This window comes from Glycomyces luteolus, assembly GCF_027622875.1.
GTDB classification, from domain to species: Bacteria; Actinomycetota; Actinomycetes; order Mycobacteriales; family Micromonosporaceae; genus Glycomyces; species Glycomyces luteolus.
This window is the reverse complement of sequence record NZ_JAPZVP010000029.1, coordinates 21,340-45,256: the sequence shown is the minus strand read 5'-3', so window position 1 is coordinate 45,256 and position 23,917 is coordinate 21,340. Positions and strand designations below refer to the sequence as shown.

The following is a 23,917-nucleotide window of genomic DNA, read 5'->3' as shown; positions in this document are numbered from 1 at the left end:
CGGGCCATGGCGCAGACCATCGCGGCCGGCGCGGCCGTGCCCAGGGGCATGCTCATCGCTGACGCGTGGGCACAGCTCGGCGATGCCGTTGCGCCCCTGAGCAACGCCTCGGGGCGCCCGCTCGCGCGCACCGTGAAGCTGCTCCTCGACCCGCTCGTCCTGCGCCCCAACCTGAATCCGCGTTTCGCGGGCGGACTCATCGGCGTCGAGCACGTGGACGAGCTGCGCCGCGCGGTGTCGGACGCGGGCCCCGCGCTGGCCGCGACCGCGGCCTGGTTCCGGCTGCTGAAGCAGGCCCGGCGGCGCGCGGGCGTCACCGAGGGCAACCCGCAGGACCTCTACTTCCAGCGCTGCTTCGAACTCGCGCATGAGCACGGCGATCCCCACGGCCTCCCCGACGCGGAGTCGATCGCGGCGGAAACCGTGGCCGACGTTCGGGCAGAGCGCGGCGAGGTGACGGTGGACCGCTTGCGCCGCTTCATGACCGATCCCGACCAGGTGGTGCGGCTCGCGGGGCTGCTCCAGAACGCCTGGGAGGATCGGGCGGCGCCGCAACCGGTGCCGCAGGACGGGCTCGCCGCGTTCCTGGACGTGTGCGCGACGAGACCCGACGAGCGCCTGTGGAAGGCGCTGGCGGCCAACGGGATCGGCACTGCCGAGGCAGCCGAACTCGACAAGCCCAGGGTCGCCCTCGACTACGGACTGACTGCTGAGGAACGCCCGATACCGCCGGTTCTCGGCGACCGGGCGTCGAAGCGGCAGCTGCCGCCACCGTTCGACCGGTCCATCATGGAGCGACTCTTCGCGGCGTTCACTGCCGCGTTCCACCGCGAGTCCATGGCCGACATCCCTTCGATGGTCGTCGGCGAGATCCACCGCTCCGCCGCCGCCTGGCAGCTCTCCGAGGAACCCAGCCGCGTCGCCATGGCGCTCGGACGCGATGCCAGCAGCGGCATCGACTACTGGACGGGCCCCGGCAGGACGCGATCGGATGCCAACGGGCGATTGCAGGCCCGCTATTCCCGCGAAGCGTACGTCCATGCGGTGCTCCGGCAGCCCGACCCCGAATCGGCGAAGGTGCCCGAAGATCTCAAGTGGGAGATCATGAACGTGCAGGAGCCGTACCTGCGGCGGCTGTGGGCGCGCCTGCACGGCCGCGAACTGCGCGGCGAACCCACAGCGGCGGACCAGGTGTGGGACCTGCTCGACGGCGTCTTCCGCTCGGTCCTCCTCGACCAGCGCGACCGGCTCCGGCGTCTCCTCGAACGGGACGGAGGCAGGGCATGACCGCGTTTCAGGTCAGACGCGTCCGGGGCATGACCCTCGTGGAGTCCAGGCGGCCGCGACCGCATCTCGCTCCGGAAGTGGCGCAGCAGCTTCCCCCGCATCGGCCGCATCCGGAGTGCACCGCGCTCACCGAGGCGCGCGGCGCGCTCCTGTACTGGGACGTCCTGGACCGCAGCCCACACCCCGACGCCGAAATCCACGACGAGGCCCTCGCCGCCGATTGGCTGTGGGAGATCTACGGACCTGACGCGGCCGACGCGATCCTTCACGCATCGGACTCCATTGCGACCGAATGGGAATCGCCGGTCCTCGACGCCGCCCGACGGCTCGCGCACCTGCGGTGGGCAGAAGCGTGGTGGCCGTCCTCGCACGCGGCGGCCATACCCGCGCTCGACACCGGACTCCTGCGGGCCGAAGCCGCCTGGCGCACCGCGGCGGTCGAGCACCTGCTCGACGACGAGGAAGCCGTGGAGCGAGCCCTCGCCGAAGCCGACGCCACCGCTGCGGAAGCCCTCGACCCGGCACTCGGGGCCTCCGAGCTCACGGCCGCTCTCGAAGACCTGGCCGAGGATTACGGCGTCGCGCTGCGACGCGAGCCCGTGCATCTGCGACAGGAAGACTGGGCTCTGGCGGCGGGCGGCGACCGCGCCGTCGACTTCGCGCTCGCCAGCGGCGGCGCACCCGTGGATTGGACGCAAGTCCCCCAAGGCCTCGTCGATGCCGCCGCCGGGGCGGCCTGGACCTTGACGCAGCGGGAGGGCGGGTTGACGATCACGGTCACCGTCCCCGCCGCACCCGAGGCCCGCGACCTGCACCTCACCGCTCGCATCGGCGGCGTCGAACTGCCGCTGATCCTCGATCCGGAGACCCGGAGCTACAGCGGCGAAACCGAGGCCCCGCAAGCGCTGCTCCTGCTTCCAGCGGATCGACGAGTGCTGCATGTATTCGCCCCGGACTTCTCGGTCGGCGACGAACGGAACGACCCCAGGCGCTCGCCGCACCGCGCCGAGATCATCGAATTCGCGCGCGAACGCCTCACCGACCCCGCGGCCAGCCTCGCCGAGCGTGCCGCATGACCGACGACGACCTGATCGGCGTGCACGGCAAGGAAACCACCGGTCCGCGCTGGGCGCCGTTCCGGGACCTGAACAACACCGCCGCGCGCCTGTTCACCGAAGGCCGCACCACCGAAGCGGCCGCGATGTTCGAGGAGGCCTACCGGCTGACCCTCGTCGACGACCTCGACGCCGCCGGTTTCGACGCCCGCGCGAGAGTCCTCGGGAACCTCTCCTCCCTCGCTGAGGCCCGCGGCGACACCGGCGAGGCGCTGCGCCTCGCCGAGGAAGCGCTCTTCGCCTGCGACAGCGCCGAACACGGCGCAGGCGACCGGTACGGCACCGTCGCGGTGCGGACCAACGTCCTCATCCAGCGCGCCCAGACGTACCAGCTCCTCGGCCGCTTCGACGACGCGCTCACCGACCTCGATGCGGCCCTGGAACTCATCGACGAGACCGATGCCGGCCACAACAACCGGCTGCTGGCTTTCACGCTCCACAACACCCGCACCGTGCAGCTCATCCGCCTCGAACGCCTCGACGAGGCCGACGCCGCCGCCCGCCACTCCCTCGAACTGGCGACCGCCCACGACCCGCGCCTTGCCGGGCACCCCTATTCGAACCTGGCCATGATCGCGCAGGCCCACAACGACCACGACGCCGCCACGGCCTATCTGCGCCTGGCCGAGCAGATCCACACCGCGTCCGGCGATCCCGTCGCGGCCGCGCTCGCGATCGCGAACCAGGGCCGCAGCGCCGCCCGCCAAGGCGATCTCGACACGGCCGAGCGGCTCCTCGCCACCGCCGAGCAGGCGTTCCTCGACGGCCAGCAGCCGCTGCGCGCCGCCGAGATCCGCTCCAGCCGCGCGCACGTCGCGTTCCAGAACAACGAGATCGACCTCGCGCGTTCCCTACTGCCGCAAGCCATCGAGACGCTCCGTGAAGCGGGCCACGTGGTCATGCTGGCCGAAGCCCTCGCGCTCCTCGGCGACATGCTCGCAGCGGACACCGGCCTCGAGGAGGCCGAGCACGCGTACCTCGAAGCCCGCGCACTGTACGAGGCGACGGGCGCGCCATACCAGGTGGCGCGGCTCGACATGCGGCGCTCAATCGCGATCGCAGACGCGTTCGAGCGCGAGACCGACCCCCAGGAGCAGCAACGGCTGCTGCTGAGCGCGCTGTACCTCTCCCTGCCGTCGGCCCTCGCCACCGACGCGATCCGCCACCAGTACGCGCCCGGCCCGGCCCGGGAGCAGTGGGCGGCCACGGTCGCGATCCCCGCGATGGCCCACGCACTGCACCTGGCGATGACCGTGGGCGACGGCGCCCTCATCTCCGAACTCCTCGAGCACATGAGCGCCACGGTCTCACTCCACGCACCGCCCCAACCCGCCGAGTTCACAGCGGCCGAACCATTCGAGTTCCCCGTTCACGACTTCGAGGCCGACCAGTTGTCGTTCGCCGCTTCGGCATTCATCACCGGCAGCTCGACCGGCTTCCCCGCCGCGCATTTCGCACTGCCGCCGCGCCTGCGAGTCAACCCGAACCGACCCTCCGCTTTGGAGCTGTGGATCGCCGAGACCGAACGGCGCTACGGCTTCCCGATCCGCTCCGACCAAGTGGTGGACTCATGGTGAACGCCCCCCGGCGCCCCACGGTGCAGCTCAAACTCGTCGACACCGACGACCTGTTCTACTCGTGGCGCTGGGAACACGAGCCCGGCGCGATCCAGAACATCATGGTCCCCGGAGACTCCGTGCGCCCGGCCCTCGACGACCTCGCCGCCGCACTGCCGACCCCGCTGCCGGGCGAGACCGTGGACCAGGCACTCGAGCGCTCGCTGTCCGGGGCGTTCATGGACCGCGAACGGGAACTCGCGCTGTCGAAAGCACTCGCGCACGCGCTCGTCCCCTACCGGCTCGCACAGGAGCTCAACGCGTTCCTGGAGCAGGGCCTGCGCCCGCACGTACGCATCCAGCCCTCGCTCTCGACCGGCCAAGTGCCCTGGGAGGCACTCCATGCCGACGAAGGCGAGCGGTTCGTGACGCACTCCGACGTATCGATCCTCCCGCCCGCCACCGTCCGCAACGCACCCGAACGCCGGGTCACCGCATGGCGGCCCGACGGCGAGCTGGTGGCAGTCCTCGACCCGAAGGTCCCCGGCGCGGGCATCGCACTCGGATCCGTCCTCGGCCCCGAAGGCCCGGTGCTGGCCGAACGGCTCGGGCTCGACACGACCGCTTTCCGCAGAGCGGACCAGACCCGCGACACGATCGAACCGCTCCTCGCCGACGCCGCCCGATTTCTCTACATAGGACACGTCACCACCTCGGCCCACGGCCTCGACGCCCGCCTCCACTTGAGCTGCGGCCCGGACACGACCGGCCGCGCCGCCCTGGTCGCGGGCCACCGCCCGCTCACGGCCGCCGACATGGTGCTGGGGCACCGCCCCGACGCGCCGCGCCCCTGGCGGATGCCGAACCGGGTCGCACTCATCGCGTGCGAAAGCGGCGGCGAAGTCCGCTTCGCCGAACCGGTCGGCCTGGTCGCCGCCGCGATCCACGCAGGCGCCCAGTACGTGACCGCGACCCGCTGGATGCTGCCGACAGACGCGGGCATCCGCCACTTCGCCCCCGGCGCCGCCCCTGAGACCACGCTCATCCCCGAAGTCGTCATCGCTGTGGATGAGGCGCACCGCGCATCGGACCCCGTTGCGGCCCTCAACAACTGGCAACGAACCAAGGCCGCCCGCTGGGAGGCCGAAGGCCGCATCGAAGACTCCCCGATCATCTGGTCAGCCTTCGGCACCACTCACGGCTGACAACCCGCGATATTGCGGGATCCTCTTGCACGCAGGGGCGCAATGCGCTCTGACCCATCAGGACTGGGCCGTTTTCGATAAGTCGCGGAGCCGGTTGATGATGATGGCGATGTGGACGGTTGCCAGATAGCGACGGCGAGTTTGCCAGCGCTAGAGGCGCGAAGCCGCGGACTCCAGTTCGGCGGCGAGGAGATCGATGTACGGCCGCGCTGCGGCGGCGCGACGCTGCGAGACGGCGACGCCGATGTGGCGTGACGGTCGCGGCCGCGCCAGCGGCACGACCGTCAGGCCGGGCGGAACCTGGTCGAGCGCCAATCCCGGCAGTAGGGAGATGCCGACGCCCGCGCCGACGAGCGACAGTGCGAAGAAGTAATCGGTGGCGCTGCAGGAGACTCGAAGGTCGAATCCGGCGAGCGCGGCATGGTCGCGCACGAATCCGGCGGTCTTGATGCAGCCCAGGACCCACCGCTCTTCGGAGAGGTCGGCGAAGTGGACTTCGGAGTCGGCGGTGAACCGGTGACCTGGCGGCAGTACCAGCCATAGTGGATCGATCATCAGTTCGGTCCACTCCAGTCCGCTGCGATCGCCCGGCCGCGCCGGCGGCGGGCCGTCGAAATGGTAGGCCAGCGCGATGTCGGCCTGGCCCGAGCGCACCAGTGGCAGGCTCTCCTCGGGTTCGCACTCGAGGATCGCTACCTCCAGCTCGGGGTGCTCGGCGCAAAGGCGCTGCAGCGCATCGGGCAGCAGTCGGCGTCCGCCGCTGGTGAACGTCGCGATCGTGAGCTTGGCGGTGATGCTGGACAGTTCGGCGATCTGTTGCTGGACGAGTTGGAGTTCGGCCGCGATGGCGTCGGCCGCTTCGACGAGCAGTCGTCCGGGTTCAGTGAGTTCGACACCGCGGGTACTGCGGCTGACGACGTCCGCGCCGAGTGTCCGCTCCAGGGCGGCGATCTGCTGGGACACGGCCGAGGGCGTGCAGAGCAGCGCCGTCGCGGCTTTGTTGAAGCTGCCGTGCCGGGCCACCTCGCGGAGAATCCGCAGCCGGTGCACATCGATCATTAGTTCCCCTTACGACAGCGTTAGCAGATCACCACTTCCGCTGGGGACCTTAACAAGCGAAGCTGGACGGCATGACTGAGGTGTGCATCATCGGCGGCAGCCGCTATTTCGGCCGCCACCTGGTAGAACGGCTGCTCGACGAGGGCAAAGCGGTGACGGTCCTGAATCGCGGTTCACGGCCCGCGCCGCCCGGGGCGACACATGTGGTCGCCGACCGCGACGACGAGCGGGCGCTGCATGCAGCGCTGGGAGACAGGCGCTTCGACGTGATCGTCGACCAGGTCTGCTACACGCCGCGCCAGGCCGCAGTCGCCCGCAGGGTCTTCGACGGCCGCACGGCGCGGTACGTGATGACCTCGACCGTCGAGGTCTACGACCCGCGAAGCTCCCCCCGTATCGCCGGGAACCCGCCCTGTACCCCGGTCGGCGAGGCCGCGGTCGATCCGGCCGTCTGGCCGGTCGACCTGTCGCAGCCGTGGACTGATCCGGCCTTCGCGGAGGCGCACTACGGCGAAGGCAAACGGCAGGCTGAGGCAGTGCTGTCCGGCGGGCCGTTCGCATTCGCCTCCGTGCGCAGCGCGCACGTGCTCGGCGGCGACGACTTCACCGGGCGGCTGGCCCATTACATCGACCGCATCGCCGCCGGTGAGCCGATCGGGGTCCACCGCACCAACCACCGCGCGTCGTTCATCGCCGACTGGGAGATCGCCGCGGTGCTGCATTGGGCCGCGGCGGGCACGTTCACCGGTCCGGTCAACGCGGCGTCCACTGGGGAATTGGATGTCGTCGACGTCTGCACTGCGATCGAAGACGCGGGCGGTGGCCTGGCCGCCTTCGCCTTCGCGGAGGAGGCCTCGCCCTATGCGTTCGACCGCTACTACGGCATGGACACGAGCCGCGCGACGGCCTTGGGCTTCCGTTTCAGCGACGCCGATTCCTGGCTCGGCGAAGCCGTCGCGCGCGCCGTGCGCGGCCCGGAACTGTCCGCGCTGCACCAGCGGTGACGGGCCGCGGATCGGGTCTCGTCAGGCGGTGAACGACCAGTGGTGCCCGTGGATCCTCAAGCGGGCGTTCCGACTCATCGCGAAGCCCGAGAACCTGAATCCCGTTCTCGCAGAGCGGAACAGCACCTGGGCCGGTCGATCCGCAAGCGGTTCGGCCGGCCCGTGGCGGCGCCCATGCGGTTCAGTAGGTCCAGTGGAGGAGGTCCGAGCCTTCTGGGGAGGGGATCTCAAGCTGGAAGGTTCCTGAGTCGGCGACACTCGGCGGGGCTTCGAAGGCGATGTGGCCCGCTATCGACTCTCCCTCGGGGACAGTGCCGTCGAGCATGGTGCCAACCGGCTGGATGGAAGTTTGGTACTCGACGCCGTCGGCGTCGATCAAGGTCGGTGTCAATGCCGGTTCGGCCCAAAAGCCGAACATGAACGTCATCTCGCCCTTGACTACCTCGACGCCGACGGTGAACACCACGAATTCGCTCATGCCCTCGGTGACGGCTTCGACCTCGGTCACCGCGAAGTTGAACTCAATGGCTGTTCCCCCGCTCGCGTCCGGGTACGAAATGCCGAGTGCCGAGTCCATCCCGACCGGCAACACGGAAGCAGGCTCGGGAGGCGCCGTGCTCTCGGCCTCGGTGGCCTCGGCGGATGCCGAGTGTGAGGTTGCAGGCTCCGAAGTCGTTGCCGCATCGTTGGAACCGCATGCTGCCAGCAGCAATGCGGCGAGCGGGATCGACAGGATGCGATAGCGCATGGCGGCCCCTATTCGGCCTCGGTTCGACAGAAGACCAGAACCTTAGGACGCCAGAACCGGGACCGGTCCCCATGCGTCTATGCGAGGTCGCCGAGGAGTCCGGTCGGTTCGCCTTCGAGGGCGAGGGCGTCGAGGATGGCGAGGAGCTGGTTCTCCTCGTAGCGGAAGTGGGTCTCCATGACCGCGCCGATGCCGTCGAGGTGGCGGTGGAGTTCGTCGGGCTCGGCGTTGGAATCCATTGCGGCCGTGAGCTGGCCGATGAGGTGCTCGAGCATGTTGTGGTCGCTCATGAGGTTGGCGATCACTGGTTTGAGCTCGGGGTGTTCGGCGACGACCTGCGGGAAGAGGCCGCCGTCCTCGCTGCGGTGGTGGCCGCTGAGGGCCGAGCAGAAGCCGCGGCAGAACAGGAGGAGGTCCTGCCCGGCGGTCTCGTCGAATTCGCCGTCGATCGAGCGGCGGGCGAGGTCGAGCGCCTTGCGGAGGCGCTGGTGGACATTGCGAAGCTGGGTGCTGAACGCGACCAGGCGGTCGGTCTCGGAAGAAATGGACATGCTCCTTCGATCACGGCGCCCGGCCCAGGGGACGAGGGCGCCGCGAGCGATATTACTCGCGCGGGCTCCGGCGCGGGCCGCCTATGATCCGGCTCATGACCGACCTCCTCGCCCTACACCGCCGGACGATGGCGATCGCGGCCGCGATCGTCGGGAACGTCCGCGACGACCAGCTCCGTGCCGCAACCCCTTGCGCCGGTTGGGGTCTCTCGCGACTGCTCGCGCACATGACCGGGCAGAACCACGGCTTCGCCTCCGCCGCGCCTCCTCGCCGTCCTCGGCCGCGACCCCGGTTGGAAGCCGGTGCGAACGGCATAGCCCGGACGAAATCCTCAGCCGTGGATCCGCTGAACCTCCGTTCGAGGATCTTGCCGCTCGGGCCGAGCGGCAGGGCCTCGACCACGTGGACCACTCGGGAGCCGGCGCCGTGTCACCGACCCGAGGCGAGCCAGGCCGTCGGGTCGCGGCGGATCAGGTCGACGACGGCCATCGCCGCGCCGATCGCGGCCGCGTCCGGGCCGAGGGTCGCGGGGCGCACCGTGATCGGTGCCCAGCGGGAGGACAGCACGCGTTGTGCGAGTTCGGCTTCGACGCCCTCGATGAGCCAGGAGGAGAGGAGCGCGAAGCTGCCGCCGAGGAGCACGGTGTCGATGTCGAGCAGGTTGAGGACATTGGCGATGGCGATGCCCAGGGCCGTGGCGGCGGTGTCGAGGGCCGCGAGGGTTTCGGGGCGGCCCGCGTCGGCCCAGGTCAGGAGCGCGGCGTCGGCGGTGAGGTCCTCGGGGAGGGTTTCGCCGTGCAGGATGGCGGCGAGGCTGGCGTAGGTCTGGAGGCAGCCGCGCGAGCCGCAGCGGCACGGCTTGCCGTCGGGGTCGACGGTGAGGTGGCCGAGTTCGCCGCCCCAGCCGTGGGAGCCGCGCATGAGGCGGCGGTCGAGGATGATCCCGGCGCCGATGTCGAGTCCGCCTGAGATGTAGAGGAAGTGGTCGGGCGTGGCGCGGTGGAGTTCGCCCCGCGCGGCCAAGTTGGCCTCATTGTCCACATTGGTGGTGACGTCGAGGTGGCGGAGGTGCTCGGCGAGCAGCGCTCCCGCGTCCACGTCGCGCCAGCCCAGGGACGGGGCGGTGCGGACGATGCCGGCGTCGGTCGGGCCCGGGACGGCGAGCGTCGCGGTGACGACGGTGAGGCCTTCCGCCGAGACGGCTTCGGCGGCCTCGGCCGCCATGCGGCCCAGGCGTTCGAGCACGGCCGGGGCCTCGGTGTCGGTGAACGGCGCGAACGCGAGATGGCGCACCGCGCCGCCGAGGTCGACCACGCACGCGGCCAGGCCCTCGGTGCGGATGTCGAGCCCGAGCCCGGCCGGGCCGCTGCGGCACACGGTCAGCCCCATGCGGGGCCGCCCGGCCCGGCCGTCCGGGGTCGCGCCGGTCTCGGTGACGAGCCGCCCGGCGATGAGTTCTTCGACGATGCGGGTGATGGTGGGCCGGGTCAGGCCGGTCGCGGCGGCGAGCTCGGTGCGCGAGACCGGCGCTTCGGCGGCGAGGACGTGCCGGAACACGAGCTCGAGGTTCAACGCGCGCAGGCGTTCCTGGCGGGCGGGGTCGTTGGAGCGGACGGCGTTCATGCCGCCGGCCGCGCTGCTTCGGCGAGCGCGGCGGCCGCGTCTTCGGTGAGGTTCCCGTCTGCCACGACAGCGAGGATATGCCGTTCGATCTGCTCGCCCGGCTCCAGTACCAGTGGACGGTCCCATGTGAGCGACGAGCCGACACCGAGGTAGTCGCGGGCGCGCACGAACCAGCGGTCCTGCGCGGTGGTCGCGTCGGCGGGCGCGAACAGCATCGTCCACTCTGCACCGCCGCTCGCGCCGGAGACGGTGAGCCAGGGCGCGGTCGTGCCGTGGACGGCCCGCACGCCGGTCCCGGCAGGGCTCTGGACGCGCACCTGCCCGTTCACGGCCGGGCCGCGCCAGAAGAACCCGCCGTAACCGGCGCCCACGCGGCCGAGCGACGCCGGGCTGCGGATCGGCAGCGGCCGGTCGGTGGCGTTGGCGAGGCGGGTCTGCACGGAAAGCGTCCAGGCGTCCGATGTCAATGGGACGCAGGCGATCGCGCGCCGTTCGCTGAGCAGTGCCGCGCCTTCCTGGTCGACCCAGTGGAGGGTGTGGGCGAGCTCCGATTCGGTGTGGCGCAGCCAGCGCCGGTGGCGCTGCGCGCCGTGGTCGTCGAGCCATGCGGGCCCGTGTCCGGCGACGAAGGTGCGGCCGCCCCAGAAGTTGCGGCCGCCGATGTCGGGGGCGGCGATGCTGATGCCGAGCTGGTGGGTGTGGGAGTGTGGCCGGGCGTCGGTGACGACGGTCCCGGCCAGGGTGCGCACGGGGTGGAGGAACGGGCGGGGCGCGGTGGAGGCGGGCAGCTCGGAGCGCCAGACGTAGCTGGCCACTTCGCGGCCGTCGACCTGGAGCCCGACCGGTTGGTCGGCGTCCAGTGCGCGGACAGTGCCGGAGTGCTCCATTGCGGCTCCAATCACTTAGGCCTCGCGGGGTGCGGGGCTTGCCGCGACCGCTTCGACCAGGCCTTCGATCGCTCGGGGCCCGAGGTCGCCGTCCGCGACTACCGTGATGATACGACGCCTGGGGCCTTCACCAGGGGCTGCCGTCAGCGGCTTCGTCCAGGCGAGGGCGGGGCCGACGCCGACGTAGTCGCCGTCGCGTACGAACCATGGATCGCGTTGGGCGGCGATGTCGATGAAGACGAGCGTCCAGGGTTCGGCATCGGCGGTGCAGAGCGCGAGCCAGGGGGCGGTGGAGCCGTGGAGGTGTTCGGCGCCCGAGACGCCGGGGCCGAGGATCTTCACGCCGTTTCGGCCGCGCCGGGCTCGCCAGAAGTAGCCGCCGTATCCGGCTCCGGTGCGGCCCTTGACGCCTGGACTGGAGAAGACGAGCGGTTCGGCGGTGAGGTTCTGGAGGGCGTAGCGGAAGTCGAGGGCCCAGGCGCGGTGGTCGATGGGTCGGGCGGCGATGCGGCGGCGTTCGCGGAGCAGCGTCGATCCGTCGGGGCCGATCCAGTGGAGTTCGTGGGCGAGTAGCGCCGGTGTGGCGGCCTCCCAGCGGTGGTGGCGTTGCACGCCGTGGTTGGGGAGCGGGAGGGAGCCCTGGTCGCGCACGTAGGTGCGGCCGCCCCAGAAGTTGGTGCCGCCCGCGTCGGGGACGGCGAGGCTGACGCCGAGGTGGTGGAGGTGGTCGGGCGGCATCATCTCGGTGACGGGGGTCCCGGCGAGGGTGCGCACGGGGTGCAGGAAGGGCCTGGGCGACAACGTGTGCGGCACATGGGGCCGCCAGACGTATTCGGCGACGGTCTGTCCGCCGAGGATCAGCGGGCGGGTCTGGACGAGGGTCTGCTGGTCATCCATGGGCGGCACTGTCATCGATGCCGATGACGCTCACGGGCCCGAACTCCGCCACGCCGCCGCGGTCGTCGGTGCCCGCGACGGCGGCGAACAGGCCGAGGGCCGCGCCGACCCAGCGTCCGGCGGTGGCCTGGAACGGTTCGCCGATCGGCGCGAGCGGTTCGCCGGGGCGCCCGGCGAGGAACCGGCATCGGCCGGTGGGTTCGACTTCGACGCCGAGGGCGACGGTCTCGCTGCACCGGTGGCTGTCGATCGCGATCGGCTGTGCGTGTCCGCTGATGCGTTCGGGTGTACCGGGTTCGGCTGCGCGGCAGGAGAGGACGACGTCACCGGGGGTGTGTGAGAGGCCGACCCAGGCGTAGGCGTCGCCGAGGATGGTGAGGCCCGCCCAGACGCCGGGCGGGGCGTCCGTGAGGCGCAGGGTCGTGGTGGCGCGGAAGTGGTCGCCGGGCAGGTGCTGGCCGAGCACGTTCGGGAGGTGCCGCAGGTCCGTGGCGTCGGTGGGGACGCAGGCGAGCCGCAGACCCGGCCCGGGAAGGACCCAGTCGGGTCGCGGATTGGCCTGCCAGGTCCATTGGAGACCCATGCCTTCGGCGAAGTCGTCAGAGGAGACGGGAGCGGCGACGGGCTCGCCATCGCGCGGTTTTGGATGCGTCGCGACAGGTTCGCCCTTGTCGCCGATCTCGGGCCAGCCGTCGTCGCCCCAGCGCATCGGCTGGAGGTGGACGATGCGACCGAACGGGCCCTTGTCCTGGAAGTGCAGGAACCAGTCGGTGCCGTCGGCGGTGTCGACCCAGGCGCCCTGGTGGGGTCCGTTCACGTCGGTGCCGCCCTGTGCGAGGACGATGCGGTCCTCGTAGGGGCCCAAGGGATCGCGGGAGCGAAAGGCGGACTGCCAGCCGTCGGTGACGCCTCCGGCGGGGGCGAAGATCCAGTACCAGCCGTCGCGCTCGTAGAACTTGGGGCCTTCGAGCGTGCGGTAGCCGGGCAGCGCGTCGCCGTCGATCACGACTGCATCCTCATCGAGCAGCGCGGTCGCGTCGTCGTTCATGCGGTGCACGGTGAGTCGGTTGTTGATCCCGGCGCGGCTCTTCGCCCAGCCGTGGACGAGGTAGGCAGTCCCGTCAGAAGCCCACAAGGGACACGGATCGATGAGTCCCCTGCCGCCCTTGAGGAGATGCGGCCGCGTCCACTCCCCCGCCGGGTCCTCGGTGGAGGTGACGAACAGGCCCCGGTCCGGATCGGGGTAGACGATCCAGAACCGGCCCGCGTGGTGGCGCAGCGCCGGGGCCCACACGCCGCAGCCGTGCCGCGGGGTCCCGAAGTCCTCCTCCGGTGCGAGCCGTGAGAGCGCGTGGCCGATGAGCGTCCAGTTCACGAGGTCGCGGCTGTGGAGGATCGGCAGGCCCGGCACGCGGTTGAAACTGGAGGCGGTCATGTAGAAGTCGTCGCCGACCCGGATCGCGTCCGGGTCGGACCAGTCCGCGTGCAGGACGGGGTTGCGGTAGGTCCCGTCGCCGTTGTCGGCGGTCCACGCCAGGTTCAAGGTGTTCCCTCTCGTCATTTGAGGCCGGTGGTGGCGATGCCTTTGACCAGGTATTTCTGTCCGGCGATGAAGAAGCCGATGATGGGCGCGAGCGAGAGCACCGACATGGCGAACATCTGGCCCCACTGCGACTGGCCTTCGGAGTCAATGAACTGCCTGAGCGCCAACGGGACCGTGTACAGCTCGGGGTCGGTGAGGTAGAGCAGCGGCCCGAAGAACTCGTTCCACACGGAGATGAACGTGAAGATCGCGGTGGTGGCGAACGCGGGGCGGCACAGCGGCAGGATGATGCTCCAGAAGGTGCGGAACGGGCCGCAGCCGTCGATGCGGGCCGCGTCGTCGAGCTCCTGCGGGAGCGAGCGCATGAACTGCACCATCAGGAAGATGTAGAACGCGTTGGTGGCCAGGAAGTTCGGCACCAGGAGCGGGTAGTACGTGTTGAGCCACCCGAGCTTCGCGAACAGGATGTACTGCGGAATGAGCAGCACGTGGCCCGGGAGCATCATCGTGCCGAGCATGAGCGCGAAGAAGAGCTTGCGGCCGGTGAAGTTGAGCCGCGCGAACCCGTACGCCGCAAGGGAGCACGAGAACAGGTTCCCGATGATGCTGAGGACCACGATGATGATCGAGTTCGAGAAGTAGATCCCGAAGTCGTATTCGAGCGCGGTCCAGCCGTCGGTGTAGTTCGACGGGCTCCATTCGGCGGGCCACAGCGACAGGTCCTCGAAGATGAGGCCGTTCGGTTTGAGCGAGCTGGAGACGAGCCACAGCAGCGGGTACATCATGACCAGGCCGATGACGCACAGGATCACGTGCCGGGAGAAGCGGCTCTTGCGGGTGCTGCCGAAGCGCTCGATGAGCGCGTCGGCGTCCTCGTTGGGCTTGGCGGCCTTCGGGGTTTGCAAGGTCGATGACATGGGTGGGACCTCAGCTGTCGTAGTTGACCCAGTATTTGGCGGTGAAGAAGGTGATCGCGGTGAACACGGCGATGATGACGAGCAGGGTCCAGGCCATCGCGGAGGCGTAGCCCATGTTGAACTGGTTGAACCCCTGCTGATACAGGTACAGGTTGTAGAACAATGTGGAGTTCGCCGGTCCGCCGCCGCCGTTGTTCATGACGAAGCCCTGCGTGAACGTCTGGAACGAGGCGATGAGCGACTGGATCAGGTTGAAGAAGATGATGGGGCTCAGGAGCGGCAGCGTGATCGAACGGAACCGCCGCCATTTCGAGGCGCCGTCGACGGCGGCGGCCTCGTAGTACATGACGGGGATCTGCCGCAGCCCGGCCAGGAAGATCACCATGGGCGAGCCGAACGTCCAGATGTGCAGGATGATCAGCGTGGTGAGCGCGTAGTCGGGGTCGGAGGTCCACGAGATCGCGTCGATCCCGAACCAGCCGAGGAACGCGTTCACGATCCCGTCGAACCCGAAGACATAGCGCCACAACAGGACCACCGCGACGCTCGCGCCGAGGAGCGAGGGCAGGTAGAACACGGCCCGGTACCAGGGGAGGCCCCTGATGCCGCGGTTGAGGATCATCGCCACGCCGAGCGCGGCCGCGAGCGAGAGCGGCACCGACACGAACGTGTACACGAAGGTCACTTGGAGCGACTTGAGCAGCACGGGGTCGCGGAACATGTCCGCGAAATTCTCCAACCCGATCCACTTCGGAGGGTTCAAGAGGTTGTAGTCGGTGAACGCCAGGTAGAGCGAGGCGAAGAACGGGACGACCGTGAAGAGCATCCCGATGAACCAGGGCAGCAGGAACAGGTAGCCTGCGCGGTCCTTCCGCGCCCTCCTGCGCCGCTGCGATTGCGGCGCAGGAGGGGCGACCGCCCCCGGCATGACGGCGGTCTCGGTCGACGTGGTGGTCACCCTTCGATCGCCGCCGTCGCATCGGCGATGAACTGGGCGGCCCCGTCGGCGGCCGTCTGGCGGCCGAACTCGACTTCGACGGCGATGACGTCGAGGAAGTCGGCGATGGCGCTGCCGCCCGGCGGGTACGTGTAGGAGCGCGGCAGGTCCTCGCCCTGCAGGCCCATGAGGTATTCGGTGGCGACCAGGTCGTCCGGCTCGAGCGAGTCCTTGATCTCCTCGGCCACAGCCGAACTCGCGGGGACGCCGCGCGTGGTGCCCGTGGCGAGCGAGGCCTCCGGGTCGTTGGTGAGGAAGTCGAGGAGCTTCACGGCCTCCTTCGGGTGCTTCGAGGCCGCGGCGACCGACCACAGGTGCGGGCAGTCAACCGATTGCCCTCGCCGGACGGCCTGCGTCTCACCGGGGATGCGCAGCAGCGCCAGGTTTCCGCCGCAGGCCTCGTTGTAGCCGAGGAAGTTGTTGGTCGGGATGATCTGCGAGGCGAGCTTCCCTTGGGCGATATAGGACTGGTCGGCCGAGCCGCCGATCTCCTCGAAGAAGCCCGCGGGAGGGTAGGCGCCGGACTGCCGCATCCCGCCGACCAGGTTGAACCAGGCCTCCATGGTGGCGGCGGTGACACCGAGTCTCCCGTCCTCCGTGAAGAGGTCCTCGCCCTGCTGGCGCACCCAGACCACGAGGTTCTGGAGCGTCTGCACGTCGAAGCCGGTGCCGTAGACCTCCTTGCCGGAGGCGTCGCTGATCGCCTGCGCGAAGGCCGCCAGGTCGTCCCAGCTCCAGGTGTTCCCGTCGGGGACCGCGACGCCGTACTGCTCGGCGAAGTCCTTGCGGATGACGAAGCCGACGGCGTTGAGCCCGGCGGGGACGCCGAAGACGCTGCCCTCGACCTCGGCCAGGTTCGCGGCGTTCTCACTGAGTCCACTCAGGTCGATGTCGTCGCCGTACTCGCTGAGGTCGAGGAGCGCGCCGCGGTCGGCGTACTCGCGGAGCGAGTCCATGCGCATCGCCATGAGGTCCGGCGCGTCGTTGGCGGCGAAGCGGGTGGCGAGCTTGTCCTGGTAAGGGCCGGAGTCCTGGTACTCGACCTCGATCGTGATGCCGGGGTTGGCCTCCATGAAGATGTCGAGGGCGGCCTGGGTCTTCTCGGCCCGGGTGGCGTCGCCCCACCAGACCATGTTGAGGGTGACGCCGTCACCGGATTCGTCGTCGCCGCCTCCGCCGAAGCCGCGCCCGCAGGCGGCGAGCCCGGGGACGGCGGCCAGGCCGAGGCCGGAGAGCTTCATCAGGTTGCGGCGGTTGATCTCTGGGCTGGAGCCGGGGGGTCGTTCGATGGTCACGCTGGCGGTCCCTTCACGCGGACAAGGGGTCGGGGCATCGATTGCATTCGATGAGTGGGACCAGGCTAGGTCTGTGAGCCAGATTATGTCAAGTCATGAAAGAAATTTGATGGAAGTTTCGGCAACCCATTGACGTCAATCGATGGCGATGCTTAGGCTGGGCCCAGCAGACGCCACCCCCATCGTTAGGAGCGTCCCATGACCCCCTGGCCTACAAGGAGACTGCGCCGAGCCGCCGTCGCGGCCACGGCCGCCGCGGGCCTGGTCCTCGCCGGCCTCGCCGTCGCGACCGCCAACGCAGAACCGCCCAGCCGCCCGAAGCAGGGCTGGTCCGACACCGCGGACGGCTTCGCGTCCCTGCCCGGACTGGGACGCGGGCCGACCACCGGCGGCGCCGACGGCGAGACGGTCACCGTCACCACGCAGGAGGAGCTCAACCGGTACGTCACGGCCGCCGAGCCGTACGTCATCCAGGTCGCCGACGCGATCGAGATCAGCCCCAAGGGCACCGAGCTCAAGGTCGCCTCGGACAAGACGATCATCGGCGTCGGCACCGAGGGCGAGATCGTCGCGGGCGGGTTCTTCCTCGGCCCCGGCGTCCACAATGTCATCATCCGCAACCTGACGATCCGGGACACCCTCATGCCCGAGGACGACCCGGACGACAAGGAGTACGACTACGACGCGATCCAGCTCGACACGGCCGACCACATCTGGATCGACCACAACAAGCTCACGCGCATGAACGACGGCCTCCTCGACAGCCGCAAGGACACCACGTTCCTCACCGTCTCGTGGAACCGGTTCTTCGACAACAACAAGACCTTCGGAATCGGCTGGACGCCCAACGTGACCTCGCAGATCACCATCCACCACAACTGGTTCAAGAACACCGTGCAGCGCAACCCGAGCGCGGACAACATCGCGAACCTGCACATGTACAACAACTACCTGCAGAACGCCTCCGCCTACGGCAACTACGTGCGCGGATCGACGAGCGCGGTGATCGAGAACAGCTACTACGAGGGCACGCACAACCCGTACTACACCGTCGCGGGCGAGCTGGTCCAGCGCGGCAACATCACCGTCGGCTGCACCTGGGACGACGTGATCCGCGAGCAGGGCGACGCGTTCGACCCGCACGACTTCTACGACTACAAGGCCGACCCGGCCGCGGCCGTCCCGGCCCTCCTGAACGAATTCAGCGGCCCGCAGCCCGAGATTGGGACCTGAGCCGCGGCGCCCCGCTGAATTCGAAGGCCGGCCCCCGACACCGCGCACCGGTGTCGGGGGCCGTGCCGCTTCCCGGCATCGCGACGGTCCTCCATCGCCTGAACTTTCCGGACTCGGCCTGCCCGGCTTCACCGCCAAAAGCGGGAACATTTCACAGGCTGTCCTAATGCACTCAATTCTGTCCAAACTGTCCATGTCCGCCGCAATCGGCTTGGCCGGCGCGACCGTGCTGGCCGCCCCGGCGCAAGCGCAGGGGCAGTGGTTCCCGCCCGCCCTCGAGCTCACATCGGCCACCTGCAACACCGACGGCGAGTGGGAACTCGCGTGGTCGCTGACCGACACCACCGGCCCGGTCGCCGATCCCGCCGAGTACACCTACACCGTGGCCGAGATCCTCACGCAGATCGGCGCCGACTCCGGGCCCTGGGAGAACGCCGCACTCGAAGGCACCCTCCAGGTCGGGGCGGTGCTGCCCCACACGGGCGAAGGGTCCCTCACCGGCGTCCAGACGATCCCGGGCGACACCGAGCGGGTCAAGCTGAAGGCCCAGTCGGATCGCACCGGCGCCGTCGTCGACGACAAGCGCAAAGAGGGCCGGGGGCTGAAGAACTCGCTCCAGCACGCCGTCGAGCTGGGCGACTGCGCGGTGCCGACGCCTCCGGAGCCCGTCGAGGTCCCCGAGCTCGAATACGGCGTCGGCATCGTCATCGAGAACGATGTCGAACCGGAACCCGATCACGAGGACGCCGACGCGGAGTGGATCGTGGACTTCTCGAACCCCGCCGGCACCCAGGACCCGTCGGTCCCATATGAAATCGTGGCGGACACCAGTACCGGTGACGGCACCGGCGACGCCACGGTGGAGACCGGCGAGGTGGAGGCCGGCGACTCGACCCTCCGCATCCCGGTCACCGGCCCGCTGGAGGAAGTCGAGGTCGTCACGCTCGAGCTCGTGGTCGACGGTAGCGAACCCGTTGTCCTGGAAGCCGAATTGCCCGCGGTCGAACCCGTGGGCGATCCGACCGCGTCCGCGGCCCCGGACCCGTCGACGCCGTCGGATCAGGCCGCCCAGCCGGCGCTGCCGACGACGGGAGTGCCCGTCGCGGTGACCGTCGGCGTCGCGGCGGCGCTCATCGCCGCCGGTGCCCTGGCGGTCAACCGGGGCCAGACGCGGAAGCGGCACGACGGCGCGTGCTGAGAGCGGGCGCTGTGCCCCTCCGTGCGAGTACCGGGCGGTAGTCACTCCATTGTGGGATATTTACCCGCTTCGAGAGCGCGCCGGCGAGCAGCGGTCAACTCTGACAGAGTCAGCGGCCTTGTGACTTAGGCCATATCTGCTTCTTCAGAAGGGTAATGCCCGTGCGCAAGCATATGACCAGACGACGGAATCGCTATCTCGTTGCGACGGTGGCCGCGGCGGCAGTCGCGATCGCGGCCGCCGCCGCGCCGGCCGAAGCGAGGACCGCCGAGATCCTCGGCGCCGACAGCCCCGACGCGATTCCCGGCGAGTACATCGTCGCGTTCGAAGAAAAGGCGGCCGAAGACCTGGTGGAGCGGTTCGACGGCCGAGTGGAGACCCGTCTCGACTCCATCGGCGCCGTCGCCGTGCACATGGATGCGAGCGACGCCGAGCGACTGGCCGCCGACCCTGACGTGGACTACGTCGAGCAGAACACGGTGGTCAAGACCGCCGCCACCCAGATCAACCCGCCGTCCTGGGGCCAGGACCGCGTCGACCAGCGCGCGCTGCCGCTCGACGCCTCCTTCACCTACACCAACACCGGGACGGGCGTGCACGCCTACATCATCGACACCGGCATCTGGCTCGACCACCCGGACTTCGCGGGTCGACTCGACCCCGGGTACAGCGCCATCGTCCCCGACGGCAACTCGCGCGACTGCCACGGCCACGGCACCCATGTCGCCGGCACGGTCGGCGGCACGCTCCAGGGGATCGCCAAGCAGGTGCAGCTGGTGCCCGTCCAGGTGTTCAACTGCACCGGCGTCTCCGACGCCATCTCGGTCATCGGCGGCGTCGAGTGGGTCACCGCGAACGCCGTCAAGCCCGCGGTCGCCACGATGAGCCTCAGCGGGACTGCCAGCCAGGCGATCGACACCGCCGTCGAGGCCTCGATCAACTCGGGGGTCACATACGCCGTGGCAGCGGGGAACAGCAACTCCGATGCCTGCGCCAACTCGCCGGCCCGGGTGGGACCGGCGCTGACCGTGGCGGCTTCGGACGTAGCCGACGTGCGCTGGGCCTCTTCGAACTTCGGGTCCTGCGTCGACCTCTTCGCGCCGGGGGTCAACGTCCGGTCGGACTTCATCTTCAACGTCACCGCGAGGCTGACCGGCACATCGATCTCGACGCCGCATGTGGCGGGGGTGGCCGCGATCTATCTGTCGGCCAACCCGACCGCGACTCCGGCGGCGGTGGCCTCGGCCTTGATCGGCAACGCCACGACAGGTGTGATCACCGATCCGGCCGGCAGCCCGAACCGACTGCTCTACATGACGCCATAGGTCGCCCTCCAGCGGCCGGTGCCTGAACGGCGCTGCTCGCGGGCCCCCTGCCGCAAGGCAGGGGGCCCGCCGTCTGCGTTCACCGGCTGGCCGATGCCCGATTTCCGAAGGCGTCCTCGCGGCGGAGGAACGCCAGCCGGGCGGTCTTGTCCGGCAGCTGGATCTCGGGCCCGAAGGTGAACCCGGTGCGGCGCATACGGGTGATGGCCCGCTCGTTGCGGGCGTCCGGTTCGACCACGATGCGCAGGTGCCTCGGGTCGGCGAACAGGAAGGCGGTGAGGGCGCTCATCAGCTTCCCGGTGAATCCGGCTTGTGCGCCGCCGCGGGCGGGGGCGACGAGGAGGTGCATGCCGAAGTCGCCGGGTTCGACCTCGTAGCACTCGCCCACGGGGTCGGCGTCGGGCTCGTAGGTCTGGACGAGCGCGATTGGCTCCCCGTCCCGCAGCGCCAGGTACGCGTGGTGGGTCTCGAGCGAGTCGAGGTATTCGTAGATCTCCAGCACGTACTCGCGCGTGTGCTCGGTCATGCCCCAGAAGCGGGCGCGTTCCTCGGCGACCCAGCCGTAGATCAGATCCAGGTCCTCGCCGGGCCGTACGGGCACAATGGATACGGTTCCGAAGCCGTCCAAGGTCCGTTCGAACGCTGCCGGACGGTCGATCATGCGGTACTCCTCTTGCAGTCGTCGCCAATCCGTGACGACAGGGATAAGCTCCCCTGCTCGCCACAGCGGGAACTGGTCCCGGAAATGCGGGCCGGGCGCGCCTGACGCGCCGAAGGGGACGACCCAGAGGCTCCGCTCCCGGTCGTCGAGATCCCAGACCCAGCGGGCGGCGGGGCCGCGCGCGAAGTCCTCGGTGAGCCCGGGCGCGCCCGAGGTCGACAGGACGCAGTCGGCGTCGCCGGACATCCCGGCCAGCGCCTCGGGCGGGTCCGCGTCCCGCCAGGGGACGAGCCGGTGCATTTCGCCCCAGGTCGTCGCCGGAAGCGCCGCGGCCTCCTCAATGGCCTCCCGCAGCGCGGCGTCCCGTTCCGCTTCGCTGACCGGCCCGCCGTTGAGCAGGTGCTCCAGAGCGAACGCGATGCGGACCTCGAGTACGAGCCAGGGCGCGAAGACCTCCGGATACCGGGAGGGCTCGGCGAGCGGCGCGAAGGCGGGCAGGGCGGCGAGGCCCCGTACGAAGGCTGCGCGGAACGCGGCGAAGGCGGCGGCGTCGGCGCTGTCGGCGTCCATCCGGCAGTCCCAGGCGAGCAGCCGCTTCCGCAGCAGCTCGGCGGGGCCGCTGAGTTCGAGTCCTGGGAGCAGCCCGATCAGCGTTGCGGCCGTGGGCAGGTGCGTGTCCGTGTGGATGGCGGCCATGTCGGCGGCGGTCCAGTCGCCGCGGGCTTCGAGCAGCTCCCTGATCCGCTCGACGCGGTGCGGCGCGCAGAACTCGGTCCCGAGTCCGCTCGAGATGCCGCGGTCGTTTGCCATGGCGGCGAATCCGCTGACTTCCTTGGACGCGGACGGCTTCCAGCCGTTCCAGGCGTATCGCGGTTCCCAGGCGGGGACGGGCCGGACGAAGTTCGCGGGGTCGCGTTCGGGGACGCGACCGGCGACTCGGTGGAGGAGGCCCCCGGCGGTGTCGGCGGCCATGGCCACGTTCACGGGGAGTACCCAACCGTCAAGCGCGGCGTCGATATCGGCGACCGTGCGGGCCCGGAGCAGCTTCGGCAGTGCGGCGAATCCGAGCTCGGGTTCGGCGTGCAGCGGGCTGCGGACGCTCATCGCTGTCTCGCCGTCGTCGGCGACGACGGATCCGCGCCCGGTGACGATCACGTCGACGGAAGCGGCTTCGCTCCCGGCGACCTCGATGGTCTCGGTCCAGGACCGGGCAGGCTCCCAGCCGTCGGGCCCGAGGGCTTCGACCGTCCCGTCCTCGTGTCGGCGCAGCCGCTCGTGGAAGAGGTCCTGGGTGTCGGCCATGGCGTTGGTGATCCCCCAGGCCACGCCGCCGGTGTGCCCGAAGTGCGCGATGCCGGGGATGCCGGGCATCGCGAGGCCGACCACGTCGAACTCGTCGCAGGCAAGGCGGATCTGCTGGTACGCACCGGGAAGCTGCAGGAACCGGTGCGGGTCGCCCGCCACGATCGGTGCACCCGAGGCGGTGAGGCTCCCGTCGACGATCCAGCCGTTCGACCCGGTCGGGGCGGGGCCGTCCATGGCGAACCGCCCGACCGCGTCCTCGCCGAGATGCTCGATGACGCGCTCGCGCCAGAGCTTCGCGGGGAACCCGGACCCGAAGAGCAGGTGCTCGGCGTGCCAGACGGCGAGCGGCGTCCAGGGTTCCCAAAGGCCCGGGGGCCCATGGAACTCCGGCGCGGAAGCGGCCGCGGTCGGCAGGGCCGCGTTGACGCCGGCGACGTAGGCGCCGACCCATTCGGCGGTCGCGGCGTCGAGCTGCTCGAAGGCCGCGCGCGCGGCGTCGACGATCCCGGTCTGCCGGGCGAGTCGATCCCAGGGCAGCCATTCGGCGCCGAAGATCGCGGCCGAGGTCCCGGTCGCGCGGCGGAGCAGGGTCTCCAACTGCCAGGCCCGATCGGCGGCGGCGTTGTGGCCCTGAGCGAAGGCGAGCGACTGGGGATCGGCCGCGCGCAGATGAGGGACGCCCCAGGCGTCCCGATAGCACACGAAGTTCATAGTTAGGTTAGTCTAACCTAATCATAGGAGCACTCATCGTCACCGGGATGCGAGGGGATCGGACATGGGACACGGCTGGGAGGGCGCGGTACTGAAACTGCTGCGCGCCAAGGACTTCACGTTCACCGTCACCGGCGCGACGCAGGTCACCGAGCACTACCGCCGCCTCACGTTCACCGACGGCGGCCTCCTCGCCGAACTGCCGCTCCACCCGACGATGTGGGTCCGCCTGTGGTTCGACGACAACGGCAGACCGCACCAGCGCGCCTACACGATCGTCGACCCCGATCCCGAGAACGGCACCTTCGCCATCGAGTTCGCCCTGCACCAGGGCATCGCGAGCGACTGGTCCCGGCAGGCCGAACCGGGCGCCGCCATCCAGGCCACTGTCTACGGCACCGGCTTCGAACCCCCGGACCCCGAGCCGGAACGCCTCCTCATCGTCGGCGACGCCGCCTCGCTCCCGGCCGTCAATTCCCTTCTGGACGCCTTCCCCGAGACCCCCGCGACGATCTGGTTCGAGACCGCCGACGACGACGAACTCCCTCACCGGACCACCGACCGGCACGACCTCAGGCTCATCCCCCGAGCCGACGACGGCGAGTCCCTGGTGAGCCGGGTCCGCGAAGACCTCCCCGAACTGGCGAAGGCGACGGCCAGGACGTACTTCTGGATCGCCTGCGAAGCCAAATCCACCCGGGCCTTGACGACCTTCGCCCGCAAGGAGATCGGCATCCCCAAGGACCGCATGCACTCCATGGCCTACTGGCGCGCGTAGACCGGTGAGCACGGAGGCGGG

General features: G+C 70.0%; 20 protein-coding genes and 1 pseudogene. 10 read left to right on the top strand and 11 right to left on the bottom strand.

Features of this window, described 5'->3' with window-relative positions; all coding sequences use genetic code 11:
- Nucleotides 1-6 precede the first annotated feature (6 nt).
- From O1R50_RS24760 to O1R50_RS24745, 4 genes are read left to right on the top strand one after another with little or no spacing between them, the layout of a single operon-like run.
- Nucleotides 7-1,287: a hypothetical protein gene (locus O1R50_RS24760; RefSeq protein WP_270112934.1), complete on the top strand. Its 1,281-nt coding sequence runs from the start codon at nt 7-9 to the stop codon at nt 1,285-1,287.
- Nucleotides 1,284-2,363 (top strand): hypothetical protein, encoded by a 1,080-nt coding sequence (locus tag O1R50_RS24755; protein ID WP_270112933.1) that lies wholly within the window; start codon nt 1,284-1,286, stop codon nt 2,361-2,363. The genes O1R50_RS24760 and O1R50_RS24755 overlap by 4 nt, the downstream gene beginning before the upstream one ends.
- On the top strand, nt 2,360-3,979 hold the full coding sequence (locus O1R50_RS24750) for a tetratricopeptide repeat protein (RefSeq protein ID WP_270112932.1): 1,620 nt from the start codon (nt 2,360-2,362) through the stop codon (nt 3,977-3,979). The genes O1R50_RS24755 and O1R50_RS24750 overlap by 4 nt, the downstream gene beginning before the upstream one ends.
- Nucleotides 3,973-5,163 (top strand): CHAT domain-containing protein, encoded by a 1,191-nt coding sequence (locus tag O1R50_RS24745; RefSeq protein ID WP_270112931.1) that lies wholly within the window; start codon nt 3,973-3,975, stop codon nt 5,161-5,163. Before O1R50_RS24750 ends, O1R50_RS24745 begins: the two co-directional genes overlap by 7 nt.
- Nucleotides 5,164-5,313: 150 nt before the next feature.
- On the opposite strand, the gene O1R50_RS24740 is transcribed toward O1R50_RS24745, so the two are convergent.
- Entirely contained in the window at nt 5,314-6,222 is a 909-nt protein-coding gene (locus O1R50_RS24740) for a LysR family transcriptional regulator (RefSeq protein WP_270112930.1), read from the bottom strand.
- Between the two features lie 71 nt (nt 6,223-6,293).
- On the opposite strand from O1R50_RS24740, the gene O1R50_RS24735 reads away from it, so the two are divergent.
- Entirely contained in the window at nt 6,294-7,226 is a 933-nt protein-coding gene (locus O1R50_RS24735) for an NAD-dependent epimerase/dehydratase family protein (RefSeq protein ID WP_270112929.1), read from the top strand.
- Nucleotides 7,227-7,407: 181 nt separating this feature from the next.
- Here the strand turns inward: O1R50_RS24735 and O1R50_RS24730 are convergent, their stop codons facing one another.
- The gene (locus O1R50_RS24730; protein WP_270112928.1) at nt 7,408-7,974 is read right to left on the bottom strand and encodes a DUF4352 domain-containing protein; all 567 of its coding nucleotides are present in this window, start codon (nt 7,972-7,974) and stop codon (nt 7,408-7,410) included.
- Between the two features lie 77 nt (nt 7,975-8,051).
- Nucleotides 8,052-8,525 (bottom strand): hemerythrin domain-containing protein, encoded by a 474-nt coding sequence (locus O1R50_RS24725; protein ID WP_270112927.1) that lies wholly within the window; start codon nt 8,523-8,525, stop codon nt 8,052-8,054.
- Nucleotides 8,526-8,608: 83 nt separating this feature from the next.
- On the opposite strand from O1R50_RS24725, the pseudogene O1R50_RS26580 reads away from it, so the two are divergent.
- Nucleotides 8,609-8,815, top strand: a pseudogene (locus tag O1R50_RS26580) (maleylpyruvate isomerase N-terminal domain-containing protein); the annotation flags it as partial.
- A gap of 140 nt (nt 8,816-8,955) precedes the next feature.
- On the opposite strand, the gene O1R50_RS24720 reads toward O1R50_RS26580, so the two are convergent.
- The 7 genes from O1R50_RS24720 to O1R50_RS24690 are packed head-to-tail and all read right to left on the bottom strand — an operon-like array spanning nt 8,956 to nt 16,685.
- Entirely contained in the window at nt 8,956-10,149 is a 1,194-nt protein-coding gene (locus O1R50_RS24720) for an ROK family transcriptional regulator (protein WP_270112926.1), read from the bottom strand.
- The gene (locus tag O1R50_RS24715) at nt 10,146-11,036 is read right to left on the bottom strand and encodes a DUF6807 domain-containing protein (RefSeq protein ID WP_270112925.1); all 891 of its coding nucleotides are present in this window, start codon (nt 11,034-11,036) and stop codon (nt 10,146-10,148) included. The genes O1R50_RS24720 and O1R50_RS24715 overlap by 4 nt, the downstream gene beginning before the upstream one ends.
- 15 nt (nt 11,037-11,051) lie before the next feature.
- Nucleotides 11,052-11,933, bottom strand: a complete 882-nt coding sequence (locus O1R50_RS24710) for a DUF6807 domain-containing protein (RefSeq protein ID WP_270112924.1) — start codon at nt 11,931-11,933, stop codon at nt 11,052-11,054.
- Nucleotides 11,926-13,494, bottom strand: a complete 1,569-nt coding sequence (locus O1R50_RS24705) for a glycoside hydrolase family 43 protein (protein WP_270112923.1) — start codon at nt 13,492-13,494, stop codon at nt 11,926-11,928. Before O1R50_RS24705 ends, O1R50_RS24710 begins: the two co-directional genes overlap by 8 nt.
- Nucleotides 13,491-14,393 carry a carbohydrate ABC transporter permease gene (locus O1R50_RS24700; RefSeq protein WP_270112922.1) on the bottom strand — a complete coding sequence of 301 codons (903 nt, stop codon included), beginning with the start codon at nt 14,391-14,393 and terminating at the stop codon, nt 13,491-13,493. Before O1R50_RS24700 ends, O1R50_RS24705 begins: the two co-directional genes overlap by 4 nt.
- Before the next feature lie 10 nt (nt 14,394-14,403).
- On the bottom strand, nt 14,404-15,321 hold the full coding sequence (locus O1R50_RS24695; RefSeq protein WP_408612809.1) for a carbohydrate ABC transporter permease: 918 nt from the start codon (nt 15,319-15,321) through the stop codon (nt 14,404-14,406).
- A gap of 26 nt (nt 15,322-15,347) precedes the next feature.
- Nucleotides 15,348-16,685, bottom strand: a complete 1,338-nt coding sequence (locus tag O1R50_RS24690) for an ABC transporter substrate-binding protein (protein ID WP_270112920.1) — start codon at nt 16,683-16,685, stop codon at nt 15,348-15,350.
- A 198-nt stretch (nt 16,686-16,883) separates the two neighbouring features.
- On the opposite strand from O1R50_RS24690, the gene O1R50_RS24685 reads away from it, so the two are divergent.
- From O1R50_RS24685 to O1R50_RS24675, 3 genes are all read left to right on the top strand, one after another.
- Entirely contained in the window at nt 16,884-17,918 is a 1,035-nt protein-coding gene (locus tag O1R50_RS24685; RefSeq protein ID WP_270112919.1) for a pectate lyase family protein, read from the top strand.
- Nucleotides 17,919-18,111: 193 nt separating this feature from the next.
- Nucleotides 18,112-19,116, top strand: a complete 1,005-nt coding sequence (locus tag O1R50_RS24680; RefSeq protein ID WP_270112918.1) for a hypothetical protein — start codon at nt 18,112-18,114, stop codon at nt 19,114-19,116.
- A gap of 209 nt (nt 19,117-19,325) precedes the next feature.
- Nucleotides 19,326-20,441: a S8 family peptidase gene (locus tag O1R50_RS24675; protein WP_270112917.1), complete on the top strand. Its 1,116-nt coding sequence runs from the start codon at nt 19,326-19,328 to the stop codon at nt 20,439-20,441.
- Nucleotides 20,442-20,520: 79 nt separating this feature from the next.
- Here the strand turns inward: O1R50_RS24675 and O1R50_RS24670 are convergent, their stop codons facing one another.
- Entirely contained in the window at nt 20,521-23,118 is a 2,598-nt protein-coding gene (locus O1R50_RS24670) for a GNAT family N-acetyltransferase (protein ID WP_270112916.1), read from the bottom strand.
- Between the two features lie 64 nt (nt 23,119-23,182).
- On the opposite strand from O1R50_RS24670, the gene O1R50_RS24665 reads away from it, so the two are divergent.
- Nucleotides 23,183-23,896 (top strand): siderophore-interacting protein, encoded by a 714-nt coding sequence (locus O1R50_RS24665; protein ID WP_270112915.1) that lies wholly within the window; start codon nt 23,183-23,185, stop codon nt 23,894-23,896.
- Nucleotides 23,897-23,917: the final 21 nt, after the last annotated feature.

Bases quoted from the DNA above. Each gene is read 5' to 3' on its own strand.
- O1R50_RS24760 (WP_270112934.1), top strand. From the start codon at position 7: ATGGCGCAGACCATCGCGGCCGGCGCGGCCGTGCCCAGGGGCATGCTC.
- O1R50_RS24755 (WP_270112933.1), top strand. From the start codon at position 1,284: ATGACCGCGTTTCAGGTCAGACGCGTCCGGGGCATGACCCTCGTGGAG.
- O1R50_RS24750 (WP_270112932.1), top strand. From the start codon at position 2,360: ATGACCGACGACGACCTGATCGGCGTGCACGGCAAGGAAACCACCGGT.
- O1R50_RS24745 (WP_270112931.1), top strand. From the start codon at position 3,973: ATGGTGAACGCCCCCCGGCGCCCCACGGTGCAGCTCAAACTCGTCGAC.
- O1R50_RS24740 (WP_270112930.1), bottom strand. From the start codon at position 6,222: ATGATCGATGTGCACCGGCTGCGGATTCTCCGCGAGGTGGCCCGGCAC.
- O1R50_RS24735 (WP_270112929.1), top strand. From the start codon at position 6,294: ATGACTGAGGTGTGCATCATCGGCGGCAGCCGCTATTTCGGCCGCCAC.
- O1R50_RS24730 (WP_270112928.1), bottom strand. From the start codon at position 7,974: ATGCGCTATCGCATCCTGTCGATCCCGCTCGCCGCATTGCTGCTGGCA.
- O1R50_RS24725 (WP_270112927.1), bottom strand. From the start codon at position 8,525: ATGTCCATTTCTTCCGAGACCGACCGCCTGGTCGCGTTCAGCACCCAG.
- O1R50_RS24720 (WP_270112926.1), bottom strand. From the start codon at position 10,149: ATGAACGCCGTCCGCTCCAACGACCCCGCCCGCCAGGAACGCCTGCGC.
- O1R50_RS24715 (WP_270112925.1), bottom strand. From the start codon at position 11,036: ATGGAGCACTCCGGCACTGTCCGCGCACTGGACGCCGACCAACCGGTC.
- O1R50_RS24710 (WP_270112924.1), bottom strand. From the start codon at position 11,933: ATGGATGACCAGCAGACCCTCGTCCAGACCCGCCCGCTGATCCTCGGC.
- O1R50_RS24705 (WP_270112923.1), bottom strand. From the start codon at position 13,494: ATGACGAGAGGGAACACCTTGAACCTGGCGTGGACCGCCGACAACGGC.
- O1R50_RS24700 (WP_270112922.1), bottom strand. From the start codon at position 14,393: ATGTCATCGACCTTGCAAACCCCGAAGGCCGCCAAGCCCAACGAGGAC.
- O1R50_RS24695 (WP_408612809.1), bottom strand. From the start codon at position 15,321: ATGCCGGGGGCGGTCGCCCCTCCTGCGCCGCAATCGCAGCGGCGCAGG.
- O1R50_RS24685 (WP_270112919.1), top strand. From the start codon at position 16,884: ATGACCCCCTGGCCTACAAGGAGACTGCGCCGAGCCGCCGTCGCGGCC.
- O1R50_RS24680 (WP_270112918.1), top strand. From the start codon at position 18,112: ATGTCCGCCGCAATCGGCTTGGCCGGCGCGACCGTGCTGGCCGCCCCG.
- O1R50_RS24670 (WP_270112916.1), bottom strand. From the start codon at position 23,118: ATGAACTTCGTGTGCTATCGGGACGCCTGGGGCGTCCCTCATCTGCGC.
- O1R50_RS24665 (WP_270112915.1), top strand. From the start codon at position 23,183: ATGGGACACGGCTGGGAGGGCGCGGTACTGAAACTGCTGCGCGCCAAG.